General features: G+C 37.4%; 16 protein-coding genes and 1 pseudogene. 7 read left to right on the top strand and 10 right to left on the bottom strand.

From position 1 onward, the window contains the following. Positions 1–11 precede the first annotated feature (11 nt). From G440_RS0102620 to G440_RS0102635, 4 genes are all read right to left on the bottom strand, one after another. The gene (locus G440_RS0102620) at positions 12–719 is read right to left on the bottom strand and encodes a YiaD family glycine zipper/OmpA-like lipoprotein (RefSeq protein ID WP_026449879.1); all 708 of its coding nucleotides are present in this window, start codon (positions 717–719) and stop codon (positions 12–14) included. A 5-nt stretch (positions 720–724) separates the two neighbouring features. Next, complete coding sequence (locus tag G440_RS0102625; protein WP_026449880.1) at positions 725–1,204, bottom strand: lipocalin family protein; 480 nt, start codon at positions 1,202–1,204, stop codon at positions 725–727. 41 nt (positions 1,205–1,245) lie between these two features. Continuing rightward, entirely contained in the window at positions 1,246–1,407 is a 162-nt protein-coding gene (locus G440_RS20900; RefSeq protein WP_026449881.1) for a DUF1328 domain-containing protein, read from the bottom strand. Positions 1,408–1,504: 97 nt separating this feature from the next. Next, on the bottom strand, positions 1,505–3,511 hold the full coding sequence (locus tag G440_RS0102635) for an alpha-ketoacid dehydrogenase subunit alpha/beta (protein WP_034258886.1): 2,007 nt from the start codon (positions 3,509–3,511) through the stop codon (positions 1,505–1,507). 380 nt (positions 3,512–3,891) lie between these two features. Between G440_RS0102635 and G440_RS19320 the strand changes: the two are divergent. From G440_RS19320 to G440_RS0102655, 4 genes and pseudogenes are all read left to right on the top strand, one after another. Beyond that, positions 3,892–4,843, top strand: a pseudogene (locus tag G440_RS19320) (isopenicillin N synthase family dioxygenase). 18 nt (positions 4,844–4,861) lie between these two features. Continuing rightward, entirely contained in the window at positions 4,862–5,218 is a 357-nt protein-coding gene (locus G440_RS0102645; RefSeq protein WP_051285104.1) for a translation initiation factor, read from the top strand. Positions 5,219–5,376: 158 nt separating this feature from the next. Next, positions 5,377–6,258, top strand: coding sequence for a nucleoside phosphorylase (locus tag G440_RS0102650; RefSeq protein WP_026449884.1), 882 nt, complete (start codon positions 5,377–5,379; stop codon positions 6,256–6,258). Continuing rightward, positions 6,255–7,109, top strand: coding sequence for a substrate-binding domain-containing protein (locus G440_RS0102655; RefSeq protein WP_026449885.1), 855 nt, complete (start codon positions 6,255–6,257; stop codon positions 7,107–7,109). Before G440_RS0102650 ends, G440_RS0102655 begins: the two co-directional genes overlap by 4 nt. A 258-nt stretch (positions 7,110–7,367) precedes the next feature. Here G440_RS0102655 and ung read toward each other — a convergent pair whose 3' ends face one another. Then, positions 7,368–8,033 carry a uracil-DNA glycosylase gene (gene ung, locus G440_RS0102660; RefSeq protein WP_026449886.1) on the bottom strand — a complete coding sequence of 222 codons (666 nt, stop codon included), beginning with the start codon at positions 8,031–8,033 and terminating at the stop codon, positions 7,368–7,370. Between the two features lie 39 nt (positions 8,034–8,072). Here ung and G440_RS0102665 point away from each other — a divergent pair, with 39 nt between their 5' ends. Next, positions 8,073–10,247, top strand: a complete 2,175-nt coding sequence (locus G440_RS0102665; RefSeq protein ID WP_026449887.1) for an endonuclease MutS2 — start codon at positions 8,073–8,075, stop codon at positions 10,245–10,247. 163 nt (positions 10,248–10,410) lie between these two features. Further along, a complete protein-coding gene (locus G440_RS0102670) occupies positions 10,411–10,812 on the top strand; it encodes a thiol-disulfide oxidoreductase DCC family protein (RefSeq protein ID WP_026449888.1) in 402 nt (133 codons plus the stop codon). 40 nt (positions 10,813–10,852) lie between these two features. Here the strand turns inward: G440_RS0102670 and G440_RS0102675 are convergent, their stop codons facing one another. The 5 genes from G440_RS0102675 to G440_RS0102695 all read right to left on the bottom strand — a co-directional run bounded on the left by G440_RS0102675 (position 10,853) and on the right by G440_RS0102695 (position 16,821). Continuing rightward, positions 10,853–11,728 carry a hypothetical protein gene (locus tag G440_RS0102675; protein WP_157417836.1) on the bottom strand — a complete coding sequence of 292 codons (876 nt, stop codon included), beginning with the start codon at positions 11,726–11,728 and terminating at the stop codon, positions 10,853–10,855. 163 nt (positions 11,729–11,891) lie between these two features. Then, positions 11,892–13,337, bottom strand: a complete 1,446-nt coding sequence (locus G440_RS0102680; protein WP_026449890.1) for a dicarboxylate/amino acid:cation symporter — start codon at positions 13,335–13,337, stop codon at positions 11,892–11,894. Between the two features lie 88 nt (positions 13,338–13,425). Next, positions 13,426–14,520 (bottom strand): chorismate synthase, encoded by a 1,095-nt coding sequence (gene aroC / locus G440_RS0102685; RefSeq protein ID WP_026449891.1) that lies wholly within the window; start codon positions 14,518–14,520, stop codon positions 13,426–13,428. A gap of 313 nt (positions 14,521–14,833) precedes the next feature. Next, on the bottom strand, positions 14,834–16,177 hold the full coding sequence (locus tag G440_RS0102690; RefSeq protein WP_026449892.1) for a flavin-containing monooxygenase: 1,344 nt from the start codon (positions 16,175–16,177) through the stop codon (positions 14,834–14,836). Between the two features lie 245 nt (positions 16,178–16,422). Continuing rightward, a complete protein-coding gene (locus tag G440_RS0102695; protein ID WP_026449893.1) occupies positions 16,423–16,821 on the bottom strand; it encodes a GlcG/HbpS family heme-binding protein in 399 nt (132 codons plus the stop codon). A 386-nt stretch (positions 16,822–17,207) separates the two neighbouring features. Here G440_RS0102695 and G440_RS0102700 point away from each other — a divergent pair, with 386 nt between their 5' ends. Continuing rightward, positions 17,208–18,383, top strand: coding sequence for a dicarboxylate/amino acid:cation symporter (locus G440_RS0102700; protein ID WP_026449894.1), 1,176 nt, complete (start codon positions 17,208–17,210; stop codon positions 18,381–18,383). Positions 18,384–18,385 lie beyond the last annotated feature (2 nt).

The following is an 18,385-nucleotide window of genomic DNA, read 5'->3' on the forward strand; positions in this document are numbered from 1 at the left end:
TTAGAAATGTATTATTCGCCTGCTTGTTGCTTGGCGTCATTCTTCATTTTATCGTTTGGAACGATTGCTAAGTTTACACGTCTGTTTTTTGCACGGCCAGCAGCAGTGGAGTTATCAGCTATAGGAGCTTCTTCTCCGTACCAGTTGGTAGTGAACCTACCTGAACTTAAACCTTTGTTTTGCACAAAATAGTTGGTTACGGACATTGCTCTATTTTTAGATAACGTCATGTTCATTGCATCTGCACCAACACTATCGGTATGACCTACAACAAGTACGTTGGTGTCTGGATATTCTTTTAACACATTTGCAAGTTTGTCTAAAATGGCCTGTGAAGCAGTGTTCACATTGTATTTAGCAGTATCAAAATAAACCCCACTATTCTCATCAAAAGTAACAACGATACCGTCATCTACTCTTTCCACTTGAGCCCCGGGAATTTCTTCTTCTATTTTCTTGGCTTGATTATCCATTTTGTTTCCAATAAGAACACCAGCACCACCACCAACGACACCGCCAATTACTGCTCCGAGTGCACCGTTTCCACCTTTACCAATATTGTTACCTAATATGGCTCCAAGAACGGCTCCACCTGTAGCGCCAATTACGGCACCTTTTTGTTTATTATTGGCATTTCGGGTAGCTTCACAGCTTCCTAGGCTTATAACAAATGTTAGGGCCAAAGCAACTAAAGCGGTTTGTTTAAAAAAGTTTTTCATAATAATTAATCTTGAATTTTAGAAAAGTTCATGTTTATTTTAAAAGGCTTGCCATCCAGGTTTACCGTTTGTTCCCAACGCATTGAGGACTCGTTTAACTGAGCCAAGCGAAGACGAAACCCAACATTTGTTTCTGATTTTCCCTTTGCATTTGTCGGTTTTAAAAGGAAGTCATAAAGTCCTGTTGCTGGGTCTATTTCCTGAATAGTAAAGATGAAATCTCTTTGACCTGTAGGGCAGTTTGAGTTTTCAATAGTATAGTTACCAGTATTATTATTAGGGATAAACCTCCAATTACTACCTTCAAGACATTCCGTAGAAGTATCATTGAAAAGTGTAACATTAAAGGTTCCTGTGGCATCATAAGTTATATTGTCTAATGCCCAATATCCTTTAATTACCTTACGAGACTCCTGAACTGTTTTAGGAGTACCGCAAGCAAAAGCCGTGACCGCAATTACGGCCAAAATGAGGATTTTTTTCATAAAAGTTTAATTGATTTAGTAAATTGAATAAGATGTACTTTTTATCTTCTGAATAAGCTTGATAGCAATGAAATTACCAAAAGCACTATAAAGATATAAAAGATTATTTTTGCGATTCCGGCAGCACCTTCTGCGATACCTCCAAATCCAAAAATGGCTGCAATAATTGCAATTACAAGAAAAATAACGATCCAACGTAACATAGTTTATAGTTTTAATGATTAGTATGGTACTAAAGTAAACAAGAATTTTAACGTTTGGAATCCCTTTATCTAAAGTTTAACAACGAATGTTAAATTATTAGTAAGACAATAAAGATAATAGATTTTCTTTAAATTTTTTATTAGGAAGATAACCAGATTCTAAATTAGAGGCAAAAGGAATAGGTGTTTGCAAACTTCCAACTCGCTTAACCGGAGCATCTAAGTATTCAAAACAATCTTCCATAATCATTGCAGAAATATCGGAAGCAATCCCACCAAACATAGAGTCTTCCTGAAGAATAATAACTTTCCCAGTTTTCTTTACGGAATTATAGATTGCATCAATGTCCAAAGGCACTAAGCTTCGAAGATCTATTAAATCTGCATGTATTTGAGTTTCTTCCTCCAAAGTTTCTAAAGCCCAATGCACACCGGCACCGTATGTAATTATAGTTACATCCTTACCTTCTTTTAATAGTGAAGCTTTACCCAATGGTAAGGTGTAATAATCTGAAGGTACATCTTGGCGGATACTTCTATAGAGTGCCTTGTGCTCAAAAAACAATACTGGGTTTGGATCTTCTATACTGGTAGCCAATAAACCTTTGGCATCATATGGAAATGCCGGGTAAACAACTTTTAATCCCGGCGTATGTGTAAACCATGCTTCATTTGTCTGACTGTGAAAAGGTCCTGCTCCCACACCCCCACCACAAGGCATTCTTACTACAACATCCGCTTTTTCGTTCCAGCGGTAATGACTTTTTGCAAGATAGTTTACAATCGGATTGAAGCCAGAGCTCACAAAATCTGCAAACTGCATTTCAACTACAGCTTTATAACCATTAATTGAAAGTCCCATCGCTGCTGAGATAATCGCAGACTCACATATAGGTGTGTTGCGAACGCGATCTTTACCGAATTGCTCCACAAATCCTTCTGTTATTTTAAAGACACCACCGTACTCTGCCACATCCTGCCCCATAATTACAAGATTATCATGACGTTCCATAGATTGTTTTAGGCCTTGTGAAATAGCATCAATTAGACGAATGTTTTCTATTTCTGAAGTTGGCTTAACCTCTTGGTAGTTGTAAGGTTTGTAAACATCACTTAATTCATTAGCCTCAGTGGATTCTATTTCAGATTCGGCGTTGGCAATCTCTAAGCTTTCGTCAATTTCGTGTTTAAATTCGTCTTTAAATGCATAGATTTTTTCTTCAGTGAGTATGCCTTCCTCAAGTAAATAAGCTTCATAATTACTTAACGGATCCCGAAGTCCCCACTCATCAATTAAATCGGTTGGAACATATTTGGTGCCACTCGCCTCTTCATGACCACGCATTCTAAAGGTTTTAAACTCTAAAAGAACAGGACGCGGGTTGATGCGCATATCTTCAACAAGCGCTTTAAGCTTTGTATAAACTTCCAAAATATTATTACCCTCAATAATATGAGACTCCATTCCGTAGCCTTTGCCGCGATCTGCAATGTGTTCGCAATTATACTGTTCATTAGTAGGGGTTGAAAGGCCGTAACCATTATTTTCAACACAAAAAAGAACAGGCAGCTGCCATACGGAAGCCACGTTTAGCGCTTCGTGTATATCGCCTTCACTGGTTCCACCTTCCCCGGTAAACACGGCGCAGACTTTATTGTTTTTCTTTAATTTATTTGCAAGCGCAATGCCATCGGCAACACCAAACTGTGGCCCCAAGTGTGAAATCATACCTATAATATGATATTCCTGAGTTCCAAAGTGAAAACTTCTGTCGCGTCCTTTAGTGAAACCATTCGCTTTTCCTTGCCATTGTGAAAACAATCTAGGCAATGGAATTTCACGGGTGGTGAAAACACCAAGGTTTCTATGCATGGGCAAAATATATTCGTCTTTGTCCAAAACGGAAGCAACTCCAACCGATATGGCTTCCTGCCCTATTCCGCTAAACCATTTTGAGACTTTTCCTTGGCGTAAAAGAATCAGCATCTTTTCTTCAATAACCCTCGGCTTTAACATTCCTCGGTAAAGTTTTAGTAAGGTAGCGTCGTCAAGATTTTTTCGGTCGTAATTAAATAAAATATGTGGGGTAGTCTCTGGTTTCATTTTTCTAAACTATTTTTTTAAACTGGTCCCATTCAACATGTGGAATAAGACACTTTTATGTGGTTCACAAAATAATCATGGGTTTAACCATAATGAAATTGTAAGTTCAAAAGTAGAAAAAACCTCTTGTTAAAGGAAATATTAAGACAAGTATTATCTTCTGAAAAACTTTCTCATTTTTGGTATCTTTGTAAGCTAAATTAATAATGCGCTTAGTTGTTTAACAATTTATAAAATTGGCTAGCTAAAAGATTTTTGGCGAAGAAAAAAATAGGTTTAAACTTAAAGGCAAGTTAATAGCTGTTGATTTTTGGTCTATGTCTTTTGTCTTACGTCCTAATTCTATAAATTCGATACTTTTAAGTATAAATGATAAATATATGAATAATATACCCAGCGTAGATTTGGCCGACTTCCTTTCTGAAGATCCTAAAAGGAAGCAAAAATTTGTAAATGAAATTGGCTCGGCTTATGAAGAGATTGGTTTTGTTTCCCTTAAGAATCATTTCCTCAGCGATCAATTGGTCGAAGAGCTTTATAAGGAGATAAAAAGCTTCTTCGCTCTTCCTGTTGAAACTAAAGAAAAATATGAAATCCCAGGCCTTGGTGGACAACGGGGCTATGTTAGCTTCGGAAAAGAACACGCCAAAGGTAAGAAGGAAAGGCGATTTAAAAGAGTTTTGGCATTTTGGACAAGAGGCAACAGAAGATGCAAACCTATCTGAAGAATATCCAGAAAATGTTCAAGTTAGCGAACTTCCTGATTTCAACCACACAGGTATGGAAGCCTACAGAATGCTTGAGAAAACGGGAGTTTACGTACTTCGCGCCTTGGCTCTTTATATAGGCTTGGATGAATTTTACTTTGATCATTGGGCAGCTAATGGCAACAGCATTTTACGACCAATCCATTATCCGCCAATCACCGAAGAGCCCAAAGGAGCTGTTAGAGCAGGTGCTCACGGAGATATCAACTTGATAACTTTGTTGATGGGAGCTTCCGCCGGCGGTTTACAAGTCTTGCGAAAAGATGGCGAATGGATGGATGCAATCCCGAATGAAGATGAGCTGGTTATAAACGTAGGCGATATGCTTGAAAGACTAACCAATAATAAACTTCGCTCCACCATTCACCGTGTTGCAAATCCGCCACGCGAACAATGGGGAAGCCCACGCTACTCTATTCCTTTCTTTATGCACCCGCGAAGCGATATGAAGTTGAACTGTTTGGAAGAATGTATAGACGCCGATCACCCAAAAGCCTATGACGATATTACCGCTGGCGAATTTCTGCACCAACGTTTGGTGGAAATTGGACTCATAAAAAAGTAAGCAGTTGCCAGTGGCAGTATGCAGTTGAACCTGAAACCTGAAACATTGAATTCTCTAGAAGACCAATTAAAAAACTTATTTCCCGAACACGAGCCTAAAGATGTTCCCGAAACGGAAGACGAACCTACAGTTTGGATGCAGGACGATCCTTTGATTTGTAAATATGAAAAGCGAAAAGGCAAGCCTACAACTATTATTGAAGGATATACCGGTGCTGATAGCGATTTTAAAATCCTCGCCAAGGAAATAAAGCAGTTATTGAGCGTTGGCGGTAGTTTTAAGAATGAACAAATTATTATCCAAGGTGACTATCGCGATAAGATTATGAAGTTTTTAAAAGATAAAGGCTTTAAAGTGAAACGCGTTGGAGGGTAAAAGAAGTGGCAGTAGTCAGTAGTCAGTAGTCAGTAGTCAAACTTAAAAAATAGCTTGACGTCTTGGTGTCTTTGCGCGATAAAAAGATAGCATTTGATAATTATAGAAAACAATGTTTATTTTTCTAAACTTCTAAACACATAAACTTAACGAGAAACTTGAAACAAGAAACCATAAAACCCAGTGAACTCATATTAACCCCTGAAGGTAAAATCTATCATTTAGACCTTGCTCCTTCCCAATTGGCAACAACTATTATAACGGTTGGTGATCCTGGACGCGTGGAAAAGGTTTCAAAATATTTTGATTCAATTGAAGCTAAAGCAGAACACAGGGAATTTAAAACCCACACGGGAACTTATAAAGGAAAGCGAATAAGCGTTATTTCTACTGGGATCGGACCGGATAATATAGATATTGTTTTTAACGAACTCGATGCTTTGGTTAACATCGATTTTGAAAAACGGCAAGTAAAGAAAAAGCTGACGTCACTTGAAATTATTAGAATCGGTACTGCCGGCGGACTAACTCCTGAAGTTGAAGTTGATAGCTTTTTAATAAGCACCATGGGAATTGGCTTGGATAACGTAATGAACTATTACGACAATACCGATAAAATCCTTATGAGTGATTTTGCGCAATCGTTTATTGAACATACCCAATGGAATCCGGACAATTCTGTTCCCTATGCAGTGGAAGCAGATAAAACTTTGTTGAAAAAATTATCTTCAGAAAAAACACTTGAAGGGATAACCATCACGAATGTCGGTTTTTACGGTCCTCAAGGAAGGGTGCTTCGGGCGAAACTGAAGGATGCCAAGCTAAATGAGAAGCTTACTTCCTTTCGTTATAAAAATAAAGAAATCACAAACCTAGAAATGGAAACCGCCACAATGTACGCTATGGCGAAGCTTCTTGGACATCGAGCGCTTTCCATGAATGCCATTATTGCCAACCGCGCGAGGGGAACATTCAGCAAGAATGCATCAAAAACTATCGATGCCCTTATTCAATATACATTAGGAAAAATTACGGAATGAAAAACTTTTTAATTGGTGGTGTGCCAGAACACTTCAATCTACCTTGGTATATCGCACTTCGCGATAAAAAATTTCAAGAAAAAGGAATCAACTTACGTTGGAAAGATTATCCCGGCGGAACGGGACAAATGGCTACAGCATTACGCGATAAGGAAATTGATATGGCCGTAATCCTTACCGAAGGAATGGTTCGCGACATTATTAATGGAAACGACAGCAAAATTGTACAAGTCTTTGTGAAATCGCCTTTACTTTGGGGAATTCACGTTGCTACTACTTCAGAATATGAAGAAGTTGGCGACTTAAAAGGAACCGATGCTGCAATTAGTCGTTATGGCTCTGGCTCGCATTTAATGGCTTTTGTAAATGCCGAAAGTCACGAATGGGATTTAAAAAACGATCTAAAATTTAAAGTAATCCAAGATTTAGATGGTGCTTTGGACGGGCTTCCAAAAGGAAAAGGCGATTATTTTATGTGGGAAAAGTTTATGACCAAACCGCACGTAGATAATGGCACCTTCCGTTTAATCGGCGAGTCCCCTACTCCTTGGCCTAGTTTTGTGATTGCCGTTCGCAATGATATATTAGAGAATGAAGAGGATAGTGTTAAGTCAATTTTAGAAGTTATAAATTCTGTAACCGAGAACTTTAAAACACTTCCTAATGTTGATGAAATCATTTCCAAACGTTATGGACAAAAAATAGAGGATGTTCGTGAATGGCTTTCACTAACAGAGTGGGCAGATAGACAACTTACTTCAAATGAGTTGGAAAATATTCAGCAAAAATTGCTGGAGCTAGAATTAATTGAAAATAAAGTACAGAGAACCAATATCTTATATAGTTTCTAAAAAATATCTTAAAATTTACGCAACCCGAAAGTAGAACTTGCATCTTGTTTATATAAAAACAACTATTATGACTACTTTTTTAATCGTTTTGGGAGCGTTGTTGGTAACAAACTTCTTGTTATTGCAGTTTAGCTGTAATGATGCTACGGAGTCTGAAGTGCCAGAAGAAGAATAGAAAACCCCCATTTCTATTCCATTAATCCGCTGAGAAGAGTCGAAATAAAATCTTTGAGATAAGATTTTGAGCTCATCTAAAGATTACCATTCAATTGGCTTCTTCCCTATTTTTTTTAAATATTCATTTGTTTTACTGAAGTGTTTGTTTCCAAACCAATAGCCTCTATTTGCTGCTAATGGCGATGGATGACCGCTGTTGAGAACTAAATGTTTAGAAGTGTCAATTTTGGCTCCTTTCTTTTTCGCAGGACCACCCCATAGCAAGAAAACGATCCCTTCCCTTTCATCTGATAATTTTTCAATTACAGCATCGGTAAATTTTTCCCACCCCTTTTTTTGATGACTTCCAGCTTCATGTGCTCTCACGGTTAAAGTTGCATTTAATAATAAAACCCCTTGACGTGCCCAACGTTCTAGATATCCATTATTGGGAACTGAAGTACCAATATCAGTTCTTATTTCCTCAAAAATATTTTTAAGTGACGGCGGAATCTTAACATTTTCACCAACCGAGAAGCATAAACCGTGCGATTGCCCAAGTCCATGATAAGGATCCTGTCCTATTATTACAACTTTCACTTCATCAAACGGCGTCTTATTGAATGCTGAAAAAATCTGTTCAGCTGGAGGAAAACATGTATTAGAGTCGTATTCAGATTTTACAAATTCAACCAAATCTTTAAAATATGGTTTTTCGAATTCTTCCTTTAAAATCGCCTTCCATCCAGACTCAATTGTTAGTTCCATTATTCTTACTTTTGTATGATTGCTGAAAAAGTAAAATTAATGGAAATAAAGCGGAAAGCGCGTATAGACAATAAAACTTTAGAAGACCTAGAATTCCCTTCGGTGCTGCGGCAAGTTTCGGAATTTTGTGTTACTGAACCCGGCCAACAAAATGTATTGGCTATAACCCCATTTCAGGATTTTGCCGAAATTGAGCCCGAATTACAGCGGGTTAAAGAGTTTACGGCTTCCTTTGATGGAGACAACAGAATTCCAAATCATGGATTCGATCCTATTTTTAGAGAACTTCGTTTATTAGATATTGAAAACAGTACACTAGAAATTTCAGGCTTTAGAAGGATTCTCTCCATTTCTGAAACCACTCGGATTCTACTTAAATTTTTTAAGAAATTCGAGGAATTCTATATTCACTTAAATTCATTTTCCGAAGAGGTTAATTACACTTCCATCATTTCCGACGAAATAAATAAACGCGTCGATAAATATGGTGATATAAAGGATGAGGCATCCAATGAACTCGGCACCATCCGCAGAAGATTGAATGTTGTAAAAGGAAAGATAAATTCCTCGTTTACAAAAGCGCTTTCACAATACGTGCAAAGTGATTATTTAGATGAAATCCGAGAATCTGTTGTTGACAATAGAAGAGTGCTTGCCGTAAAATCAATGCACCGGAAAAAAGTGAAAGGTGCCGTTATGGGTAGTTCAAAAACGGGAAGCATCGTTTATATTGAGCCGCAAGCAACTTTGGAATATGCCAACGAGCTCAGTAATCTAATTTATGAGGAAGATGAAGAGATAAAGCGAATTTTAAAAGCCATGACTGAGTTTGTCCGACCACATGCGTTGCTTTTGGAAAGTTATCAAGATTATTTGATTAAAATAGACATGCTTTACGCCAAAACGAAATACGCTTTAAAAATAAGTGCCGTCCTCCCGATCCTAGCTTCGGAAAAACGGATTTCACTCCACAATGCCTATCATCCGCTCTTGCTTGTTGCAAACAATAAAAGAAAGGAAAAAACATTTCCGCAGAGCATTGAACTAGTTCCCGACAAACGAATTATCGTAATTTCCGGGCCAAATGCCGGTGGAAAAAGTATTACTCTAAAAACTGTTGGTTTACTCCAGGTTATGCTACAAAGCGGCATGCTTATTCCTGTGGATCCGCAAAGCGAAATGTATTTCTTTAAACGAATTTTAACTGATATTGGCGATAATCAGTCTATTGAAAACCATTTAAGCACGTATAGCTATCGTTTAAAAAAGATGAATCAATTCCTTAAAAAGTGTAATAAAAATACACTTTTCTTGATTGATGAATTTGGAACAGGAAGCGATCCCGAACTTGGAGGCGCTTTGGCCGAAACTTTTCTGGAGGTCTTTTATGAACGCGATGCCTTTGGAATTATCACCACCCATTACACCAATTTAAAACTATTGGCAGACGAGCTTCCAGATGCAATCAATGCGAATATGCTTTTTGACAATAAGTCTTTGGAGCCACTTTATCAGCTACATTTAGGGGAAGCCGGAAGCAGTTATACCTTTGAAGTCGCCCAAAAAAACGGTATTCCTTACAGCTTAATCAATAGAGCAAAGAAAAAAATAGAACGCGGAAAGGTGCGTTTTGATAAAACTATTGCCAATCTTCAAAAAGAACGTTCCAATCTTCGGAAAACATCAGAGTCCTTAAAAACTGAGGAGCAGAAAGCACGTGTTGAAAACAAACAGTTGGAAGAAGTGAATGCGCGCGTTCAGGAGAAATTGGAGAGTTATCAGGAATTGTTTGATGCCAATCAGAAACTCATCAGTTTGGGAAAAAAGCTGGATACACTTTCTGAAAAATATTTCAACAACAAGCAGAAGAAACATCTGATTGATGAATTGATGAAGCTTGTTATGGTTGAAAACAGCAAACGAAAGAAACTGGCACCCAAGGTTAAAAAGGCTGTAAAAGTTAAGGAGAAAGAAGTTATTAAAGAAGTTGAGAAAAAGGTAGAAGTAATTAGAGAGCGCAAAAAAGAAGAAAAAGAAAAAGCGAAGAAACTTCCACCACCAAAGCCGAAAGTAACTCTAAAAGTTGGGGATCGAGTTAGAATGATAGACGGCCGAGCAATTGGCACGATTGACACGATTGAAAAAACCAAGGCATTTGTGAACTATGGAATGTTTAAAACCAATGTGAGTTTGACGGAATTGGAAAAAGTATAGGAACAAAAATTCCAATAAACAAATCCCAAATTCCAAATAATACTCAAATCACAAAAATCAAAAAGCTAAAGTTGATAAATTTTGAAATTGGTTAATTGTTCTTTCTTTGTAATTTGGTGCTTGAAATTTGGAATTTATTTTTTAGTGCTTTTTATTTTTAAGTATGTCTAAAAATTACAAGATAATCCTGTTTGATGGCGTTTGCAATCTCTGCAATGGCGCTATCAATTTTGTTATTAAAAAAGATAATAAGAACATTTTCAAATTTGCCGCGCTTCAAAGTGAAATTGGGCAAGAGTTAACTTCGAAATATAATATTGATAGAACAAAAGTAGATTCCATTATTTTGATTGATGGCGATAAACATTATGAAAAATCTTCGGCGGCACTTCATATTGCTAAACATATGGGCAGTGCCTATCCCCTACTTTTTGGGTTTATGATAGTGCCGAAATTCATTCGGAATGCAGTTTACGATTATATTGCCCGCAACCGCTATAAATGGTTTGGGAAAAAGGAGAGCTGTATGATTCCTACGGAGGAATTGAAGGGGAAGTTTCTTTGATTTACTTCTATTGTCTAGATAGTGAGACCGTTATTAGACCCTATAATCCAAGTACTTCTACATCATCAATAATCCATATTTCGTCATTGAGATCATTTTTCAAATGTATTTTGAATGAAAAATTTGCACTCGTTGGTATATTTTTCAGTTCAACTTTACCTATGCCTGAATCAAAATTACCCGTAGATTGCACAATAGTAGGATTTCCACTACCACTAGAATTAGCAATAGCAAGATTGTTATTATTAAATCCCCAGCGACTATTATTATATCCCAATATTTTTATTTCTTCTATATAGTTTACACCATTATTGCTGACACTTAATATTACACTATCATTTGAATCCGCTCCTTGGTTACTGGATTTTGAGAATGAAGCCAAGTGAAATCGAATTATAAGAAAAGAGAATAAGGAAGCATCTAGAGGGCCAAAAGTGAGTTCAGTAGTACCACTATTAATTCCATAACCTCTAACCTCACTGTTATAATTTGGAAGGCCTTCTGGAAATGGACCGCTATCGATAAAATAATTCGATGTATTTATGCCAGTCACAGGTAATTCCGGTATGACTGGGACTATTTCAAAATTCTGAGTTCCCAATAAGGTTGGAGGGGTTGAAATATCAGTGGCGCATTTTATATTTTCCCAAATTAGTCCTGTCCAAAACTGTAGACAACCAGAACTGCTCAAATAAATCAACAATCCTGCATCTGAAAAGCTTGGATTTATCAAGTTCCGCGCTGCAACATCAGGCACCCGCGGTGGCATAAAACCACGATAGGTTAAGCCACCATCTGAAGTACTGCTAACTTCTAACATAGCAGCAGGTGAAGGTGTGGTTGTGCCAATCCCAACTTGGCAATAAGACATCGTTACAAACAATGCCATCCCGAAGAACAAGAATAACTTTCCCATAACAATTTGATTTACAATGCGAAGAAGGCATTGGTTCAAAATCAGATATTGCTCTATTTTTCAGGGAGTTATATGCTAAAATAATCAATAAAATTTCTTCTACCAAATAAATTGTAAGATTTAAGGCAGATTTAATTTTATAAAAAGCTATGAGTCAGTAGTTTTAAGAATCCATGTCAAAAGTTTCGGAAGGATTTTCTTTAGGATCGTAATCCATCATTCCTTCCCCATCTGCAATTATTGAACAAACTGTAGCATCACCGGTAACGTTTACAACCGTACGGAACATATCCAGAATTCTATCTACTGGAAAAATTATGGCAATCCAAGCTGGATTTAACCCCACAGATTCCAAAACAATGATTAGCATAACCAAACCAGCACTTGGAACTGCAGCAGAGCCAATAGAGGCTAAGGTAGCAGTTAGCACGATGGTCAATTGTTGCCCAAAGGTAAGATCTATCATATGCAGTTGTGCGAGGAAAACCACGGCAACGGCTTGGTACAAGCAGGTTCCATCCATGTTTACAGTGGCGCCAATAGGCAAAACAAAACTGGTTATCTTTTTATCTACACCAAGATTTTCTTCTACACATTCCATGGTTACTGGTAAGGTAGCAGCACTACTTGAGGTTGAAAATGCCAATGTTTGGGCGGGAGCCATGGCTTTAAAGAAACCTTTGTACGGTATTTTTCTAACAAATAGCTTTAGAATTAATGGGTAGATTACAAAAATCATTAACATCAACCCCGAGAATACAGTTAAGGAATACCAACTTAAACCTTTAAAAATCTCATATACTTTACCAATATCGTCTCCTGCCATTTTGCTGACTACCCCAGCTAATAATGCAAAGACAAAGAAAGGAGCGGCTTGCATTACCAGATCGACCATTTTAAGAAAAACCTCCATGACGCCGTCCATAAAGTTTGTAACAGGCTTTGATTTTTCGTTTGGTATCAGTAAAAGACAAACTCCAAAGAATATTCCAAAGAAAATAATCTGAAGCATTAAACCATTGTCACTCAGTGAAAAGAAGAAATTTTCTGGTACTATGTCTATCAATGGTTGGAGCGGAGTGGTTTCTTTCGTCTTCTGAGCAGTTTCCATCTTTTCGGCAACTACTGTATTTTTTAATTCGGCTCTTGAAAGATCTGTAATCTTTTGAGCGCGCTCCATGAATTCTGGATCCTGTAAATAGTGTATTCCATCTTTTATTTCGTGGCCTTCCGAAGCAGCCCAAACCTCATAACTTATTCTATTGTCAATTCTGCTTTGTTCATCAATTAGCTTCCCTGGTTGTATCGTATTCACTAGCAAAAGCCCCATGCTCACGGCAAAGAGTGTAGTAATTAAGTAAGCCAACAAGGTCTTCCCTCCCATTCGCCCCAAGCTGGACGGATCACCAATATTAGCCACACCACTTATAATTGACACCAATACCAAAGGAACTGCAATCAATTTTAAAAGATTGATAAAAATCGTTCCAAAAGGAGCAATCCAATCTATGGTAAACTCACTCCACCCTAACTTGCTGGAAAGTAAGGCCCAGATTATTCCTAAAAGCAATCCAATGATGATTTTCCAGTGTAGTGCGAGTTTTTTCATTTTTAGATTTTAGAGTTTGGATGCTAGGTTTTTAATTATGGTATTATTACTTGTTGTTGGTCGTCAGTTTTTTTCTGTCATCCGTGATCTAGCTTCCTTCAATTTTTGAAACTTTACTTAACAACCAAAAATCGGCCAAGACCAAGGCGGCCATAGCCTCAACAATTGGAACAGCCCGCGGAACCACACAAGGGTCGTGGCGGCCTTTGCCTTCTGCTATTGCCTTATTTCCTTCGCTATCTATGGATACTTGTTTTTGCATTATGGTGGCAACGGGTTTGAAGGCTACCTTAAAATAGATATCTTCTCCGTTACTGATTCCACCTTGAATTCCACCGCTATAATTCGTTTTTGTACTTCCATCCGTATTAAAAGAATCGTTGTGTTCACTGCCTTTCATAGCCGTTCCAGTAAATCCACTTCCGTATTCAAAACCTTTTACGGCATTTATGGAGAGCATTGCTTTGCCAAGTTCGGCGTGAAGCTTGTCAAAAACAGGTTCACCGAGGCCAATAGGCACATTTTGAATAACACAAGTTATGATGCCCCCAACGGTATCGCCTTCTTTTCGAATTGATTTTATATAGTCTTCCATTTTCGCCGCCATTTCGGGATCGGCGCATCGTACGGGGTTTTTTTCAATTTCTGAGAAATCGACTTCGGAATAGTGCTTTTTGAGCTCCATTTCGCCTACGGAAGAAACATAAGCGGTGATTTTGATACCTGCCCGTCCGGCAGGCGGGTTTTTAAGAAGTTGTTTTGCTACAGCGCCAGCAACTACCCTACAAGCAGTTTCGCGGGCTGAGGAGCGTCCGCCACCTCTGTAATCTCGGATTCCATATTTTTTATCATACGTATAATCGGCGTGTGAAGGACGGTAGATATTTTTAATGTGACTGTAGTCCTTGCTTTTTTGATCGGTGTTTTCAATGGTGAAACCGATTGGCGTTCCGGTAGTTTTTCCTTCGAATATTCCCGAAAGAAACTTTACTTCATCTTCTTCTTTTCGTTGGGTGACTATACTGGACTGACCGGGTTTGCGACGTTGCATTTCGGTATTAATGGCTTCGAAATCCAACGAAAGCCCTGCTGGACAACCTTCTATAATTCCGCCAATCGCAGGTCCATGAGATTCGCCAAAGGTGGTAAGTTTAAAGATTTTTCCGAAGGAATTGCCCGCCATAGGTTGCTTTTCAACAAATGTAAACTTTCGGACTTAATTATTCAAGGTTTCAAATTCAAAATTCAAGGTTTCAGGTTCAAAAATTTATGAAATTTTTTTTAAAATGAACTAAGACTGTCCACCAAGACGGAAATCACGATTAAAATGAATCAAAAATTAAATGGACCATGACTTAAGGGAATTATGAAATAAAATAAAATTATATAGAGCCTTTATAAAGCTTTACCTCTTCTGGCTAAGCTTTCAACCTTTTAAAATTACTGCTCGATAACCCTTACAGCGTTTTGAACGCTAGAAGGGTTAAATTTGTAAATTAATAAACTTGCATCTCTTTTTGGAGAGGTCTAGAAGTATATTCTAAAGGTTTATTCGTAAACCCATTGAGATTACTATCTAATTTTAATCCTTCCTTCTCCAGCTTATCCATTATTTTTTCGGTCTTTTCAATCCATTTTATCACTTGGGCACCTCCAAATAAATGACTGGTTGGTAGCGGTTCTCCCCGCTCTTTTAGTATCATGCCAACAGGACAATTTACCTTATCTTGAAGTTTAACAAAACTTGCTAATAAATTTGCGTAAGGCGTAATCAGAGATCCTACGCCACCTCTTGGTTGCATCCATCCAACTAAATAGAGTCCTTTATAGGTATCGTACATACTAAAACCGTAAACTTTTACATGTGCCTTTTCCACGCGGCAAAGTTCTTTGGGAAGAAAGGGGAAATCAGTCTTAAAGCCTGTAGCATAAACTATTGTATCTACATCCTCAATACTCCCATCTTCAAATTCTACTTGCGTGCCTAAAAATCTTTTAACCGCACCTTTGATTATGGTTCTGCCATGTTTTACGTGCATGAGGGTTTCCGTATTTACTGTTGGATGCCGATCAAAAACTTTAGATTCAGGTTTAGGTAAGCCGTATTCTTTATGGCTCCCAATGGTAAGCTTAAGCATTATTTTTATTAATCCCTCCCGCAACCAATCAGGTATTGGCGGTACTTGTAAAGATGCTAATGGTTTTCCCATAAAAGTTTTTGGAAAAATCCAGATTCCGCGTCTAACGCTTAAAAAGTTTTTGGAACTTACCCGTGCTGACTCAGATGCAATGTCGAAAGCAGAGTTCCCAGCTCCAATGACCAAAACCCTTTTATCTTTTAATTGATCAGTAGATTTATATTCCTTGGAATGAAAAGAATCTCCAGTGAATTCACCTTCATAATCAGGATAGTTTTTGCTCCAATGATGTCCATTACAAACAATTACCCCTTTGTAAACTCGGGTTGTATTATTTGCAAAAGTTACTTCCCATAGATCTTCGTTTATAGGATTAACATGGATTACCTTCGTGTTGAATTGAATGGATTCAGTTAGATTAAAATGTGATGCATAGCTTTGGTAATAAGCTAACATCTGTCCACTACTCGGGAAGTCTGGATAATCTTCGGGCATTTTAAAATCAGGGTATTCCATTACTTTTCTCGCGGATAGAATATGTGCAGATTTGTAGGTGCCGTGATACCAATTTCCTCCAACATCATCATCGGCATCTACTTGGTGATAAGGAATTCGGGCTTCTTTAAAAGATTTTGCAACTGCTAGCCCAACAGGACCTGCTCCAATTATTAAATGATGTTTCTCTAGGTTATCACTTTTCATAATTTGTAGTCTCAGTTATGGGTTTGTTTAAATATAATCAACTCTTGGTCTATGATTTCTAGGATTTTCTTGTTTCTCGAAAAATTTTGTAAGCTACAAATATTATAGTGTTTATTCTACCTTATCAGCAACTTCTACACCCACTTTTAGCAATTGGATCCAAAGTAGTTTCAAGGATAAACCTTTTATATAAAAAAGAGGATAATCGAAACCGATTATCCTCTCAAATAATAAAATTTTATTTTTTAAAGTGCTGATGCTCCAGCTTCAGCAACTGCGTGGTCATTTTCAACGGAACTTCCGCTTACGCCAATGGCACCGATGATTTCGTCGTTTTCGTTTTTAATTGGAATACCTCCTGGGAAAGTGATTAAACCTCCGTTTGAATGTTCAATGTTGTATAATGATCCTCCTGGCTGAGATAATTCCCCTACTATTCCTGTGTTCATATCAAAGAAACGTGCTGTTTTAGCTTTCTTGATAGAAATGTCAAGCGAACCTAACCAAGCCCCGTCCATTCGTCCAAAGGCTACTAAATTTGCGCCTGCATCTACAATTGCAATATTCATTTTAGTATCTATTGCAGTTGCTTTTTCTTTTGCTGCTGCGATTGCTTTTTCTGCTTGTGCTAATGTAATATTCATGATTTTCTGTTTTAGTATTGTTTCTAATTATAATGCAAATGTACAATGCAGGCTAAGGTCTATATTTACTAAAACAGTTCAATAAGCTATGAAAAAAGGTCAATTTGATGTTTTTTAGATATCAAAGGTTTATATAAAAAAATAAGTGTTTGTGAGGCAATGATTTATGTATTTTATTTTGGAATATTAATTGACTTGTACTCAAAAATGATTTCATTTATAAAAATCGATGAGAAATTGAAGGAAAATATAGTAAGCTATTAAGTGTGTTAATTAAAAAAATAGTCCATCCATAAAAAGCCTCTTCCCTACTTTGGCTGTATATTAGCGCACTTAAAAAGAATCATATATAAGACGTTATCGTCTTTTGTCAATTAGCATATAATATGAAGCGTTTATTTTCAAACTTATTATTTAAAGTTTTTCTTGCCATAGTTTTAGGTATTATTTTCGGACAGTATCTACCTGAATCCGTAAACAGAATATTTACCACCTTTAATGCTTTTTTTGGTCAGTTTTTAAATTTCGCTATTCCGTTAATTATAATGGGTTTAATAATGCCCGCCATTGCTGATTTAGGTAAAGGTGCAGGTAAGTTGTTATTGCTCACTGCTGCTATTGCTTATGGCTCCACCTTATTTTCGGGCTTTATGACGTATTTTACAGCCTCCAATATATTTCCACAGCTTTTAGAATCGCACGTTGATGAAGCAGCACAAATTGCGGATGCTGGTCGTGAATTAACACCGTATTTCAGCATCAATATACCTCCTGTATTAGATGTGATGACCGCGTTGGTGCTTGCATTTGTTATTGGTTTAGGGCTTTCTTATCAGGAGAAATCCAGCTTAAAATTGGTAGTCAATGACTTTCAGAGAATTATAATGCAATTAATAGAGAACGTAATTGTGCCGCTCCTACCACTTTTCATCTTAGGTATTTTCACTAGTATGTCTTTTAGCGGACAAGTATTTTCAATTCTATCTGTCTTTATAAGTATTATAGGAGTTATTTTCGCCTTGCATATTTTACTTTTATTGCTACAATACACTATTGCTGGAATTCTTACGAAGAAAAACCCTCTCAAGTTATTGGCTACAATGATGCCCGCATACTTTACAGCATTGGGAACACAATCTTCGGCAGCAACCATTCCAGTAACTTTAGAACAGACCTTAAAGAATGGGGTTTCAGAAAAAATTGCAGGCTTTGTTATTCCCTTATGTGCCACCATTCATTTATCGGGTAGTATTATGAAAATTACCGCTTGCGCTATGGCATTAATGATTTTACATGGAATGCCATTTACCTTTACGCTCTTTGCGGGATTTATTTTTGTTCTAGGAATCGCCATGATTGCTGCACCGGGAGTACCTGGAGGGGCAATTATGGCAGCTGTAGGTATCTTGCAATCTATGCTTGGTTTTAACGAGGAGATGATGGGCTTAATGATCGCCCTATATATTGCTATGGATAGTTTTGGTACCGCTTGTAATGTAACCGGCGATGGAGCGATTTCTTTAGTAGTGAATAAAATAATGAAAGAAAAACTGGTTACTTAAAA

It is taken from the genome of Aequorivita capsosiphonis DSM 23843 (assembly GCF_000429125.1).
Lineage (GTDB): Bacteria > Bacteroidota > Bacteroidia > Flavobacteriales > Flavobacteriaceae > Aequorivita > Aequorivita capsosiphonis.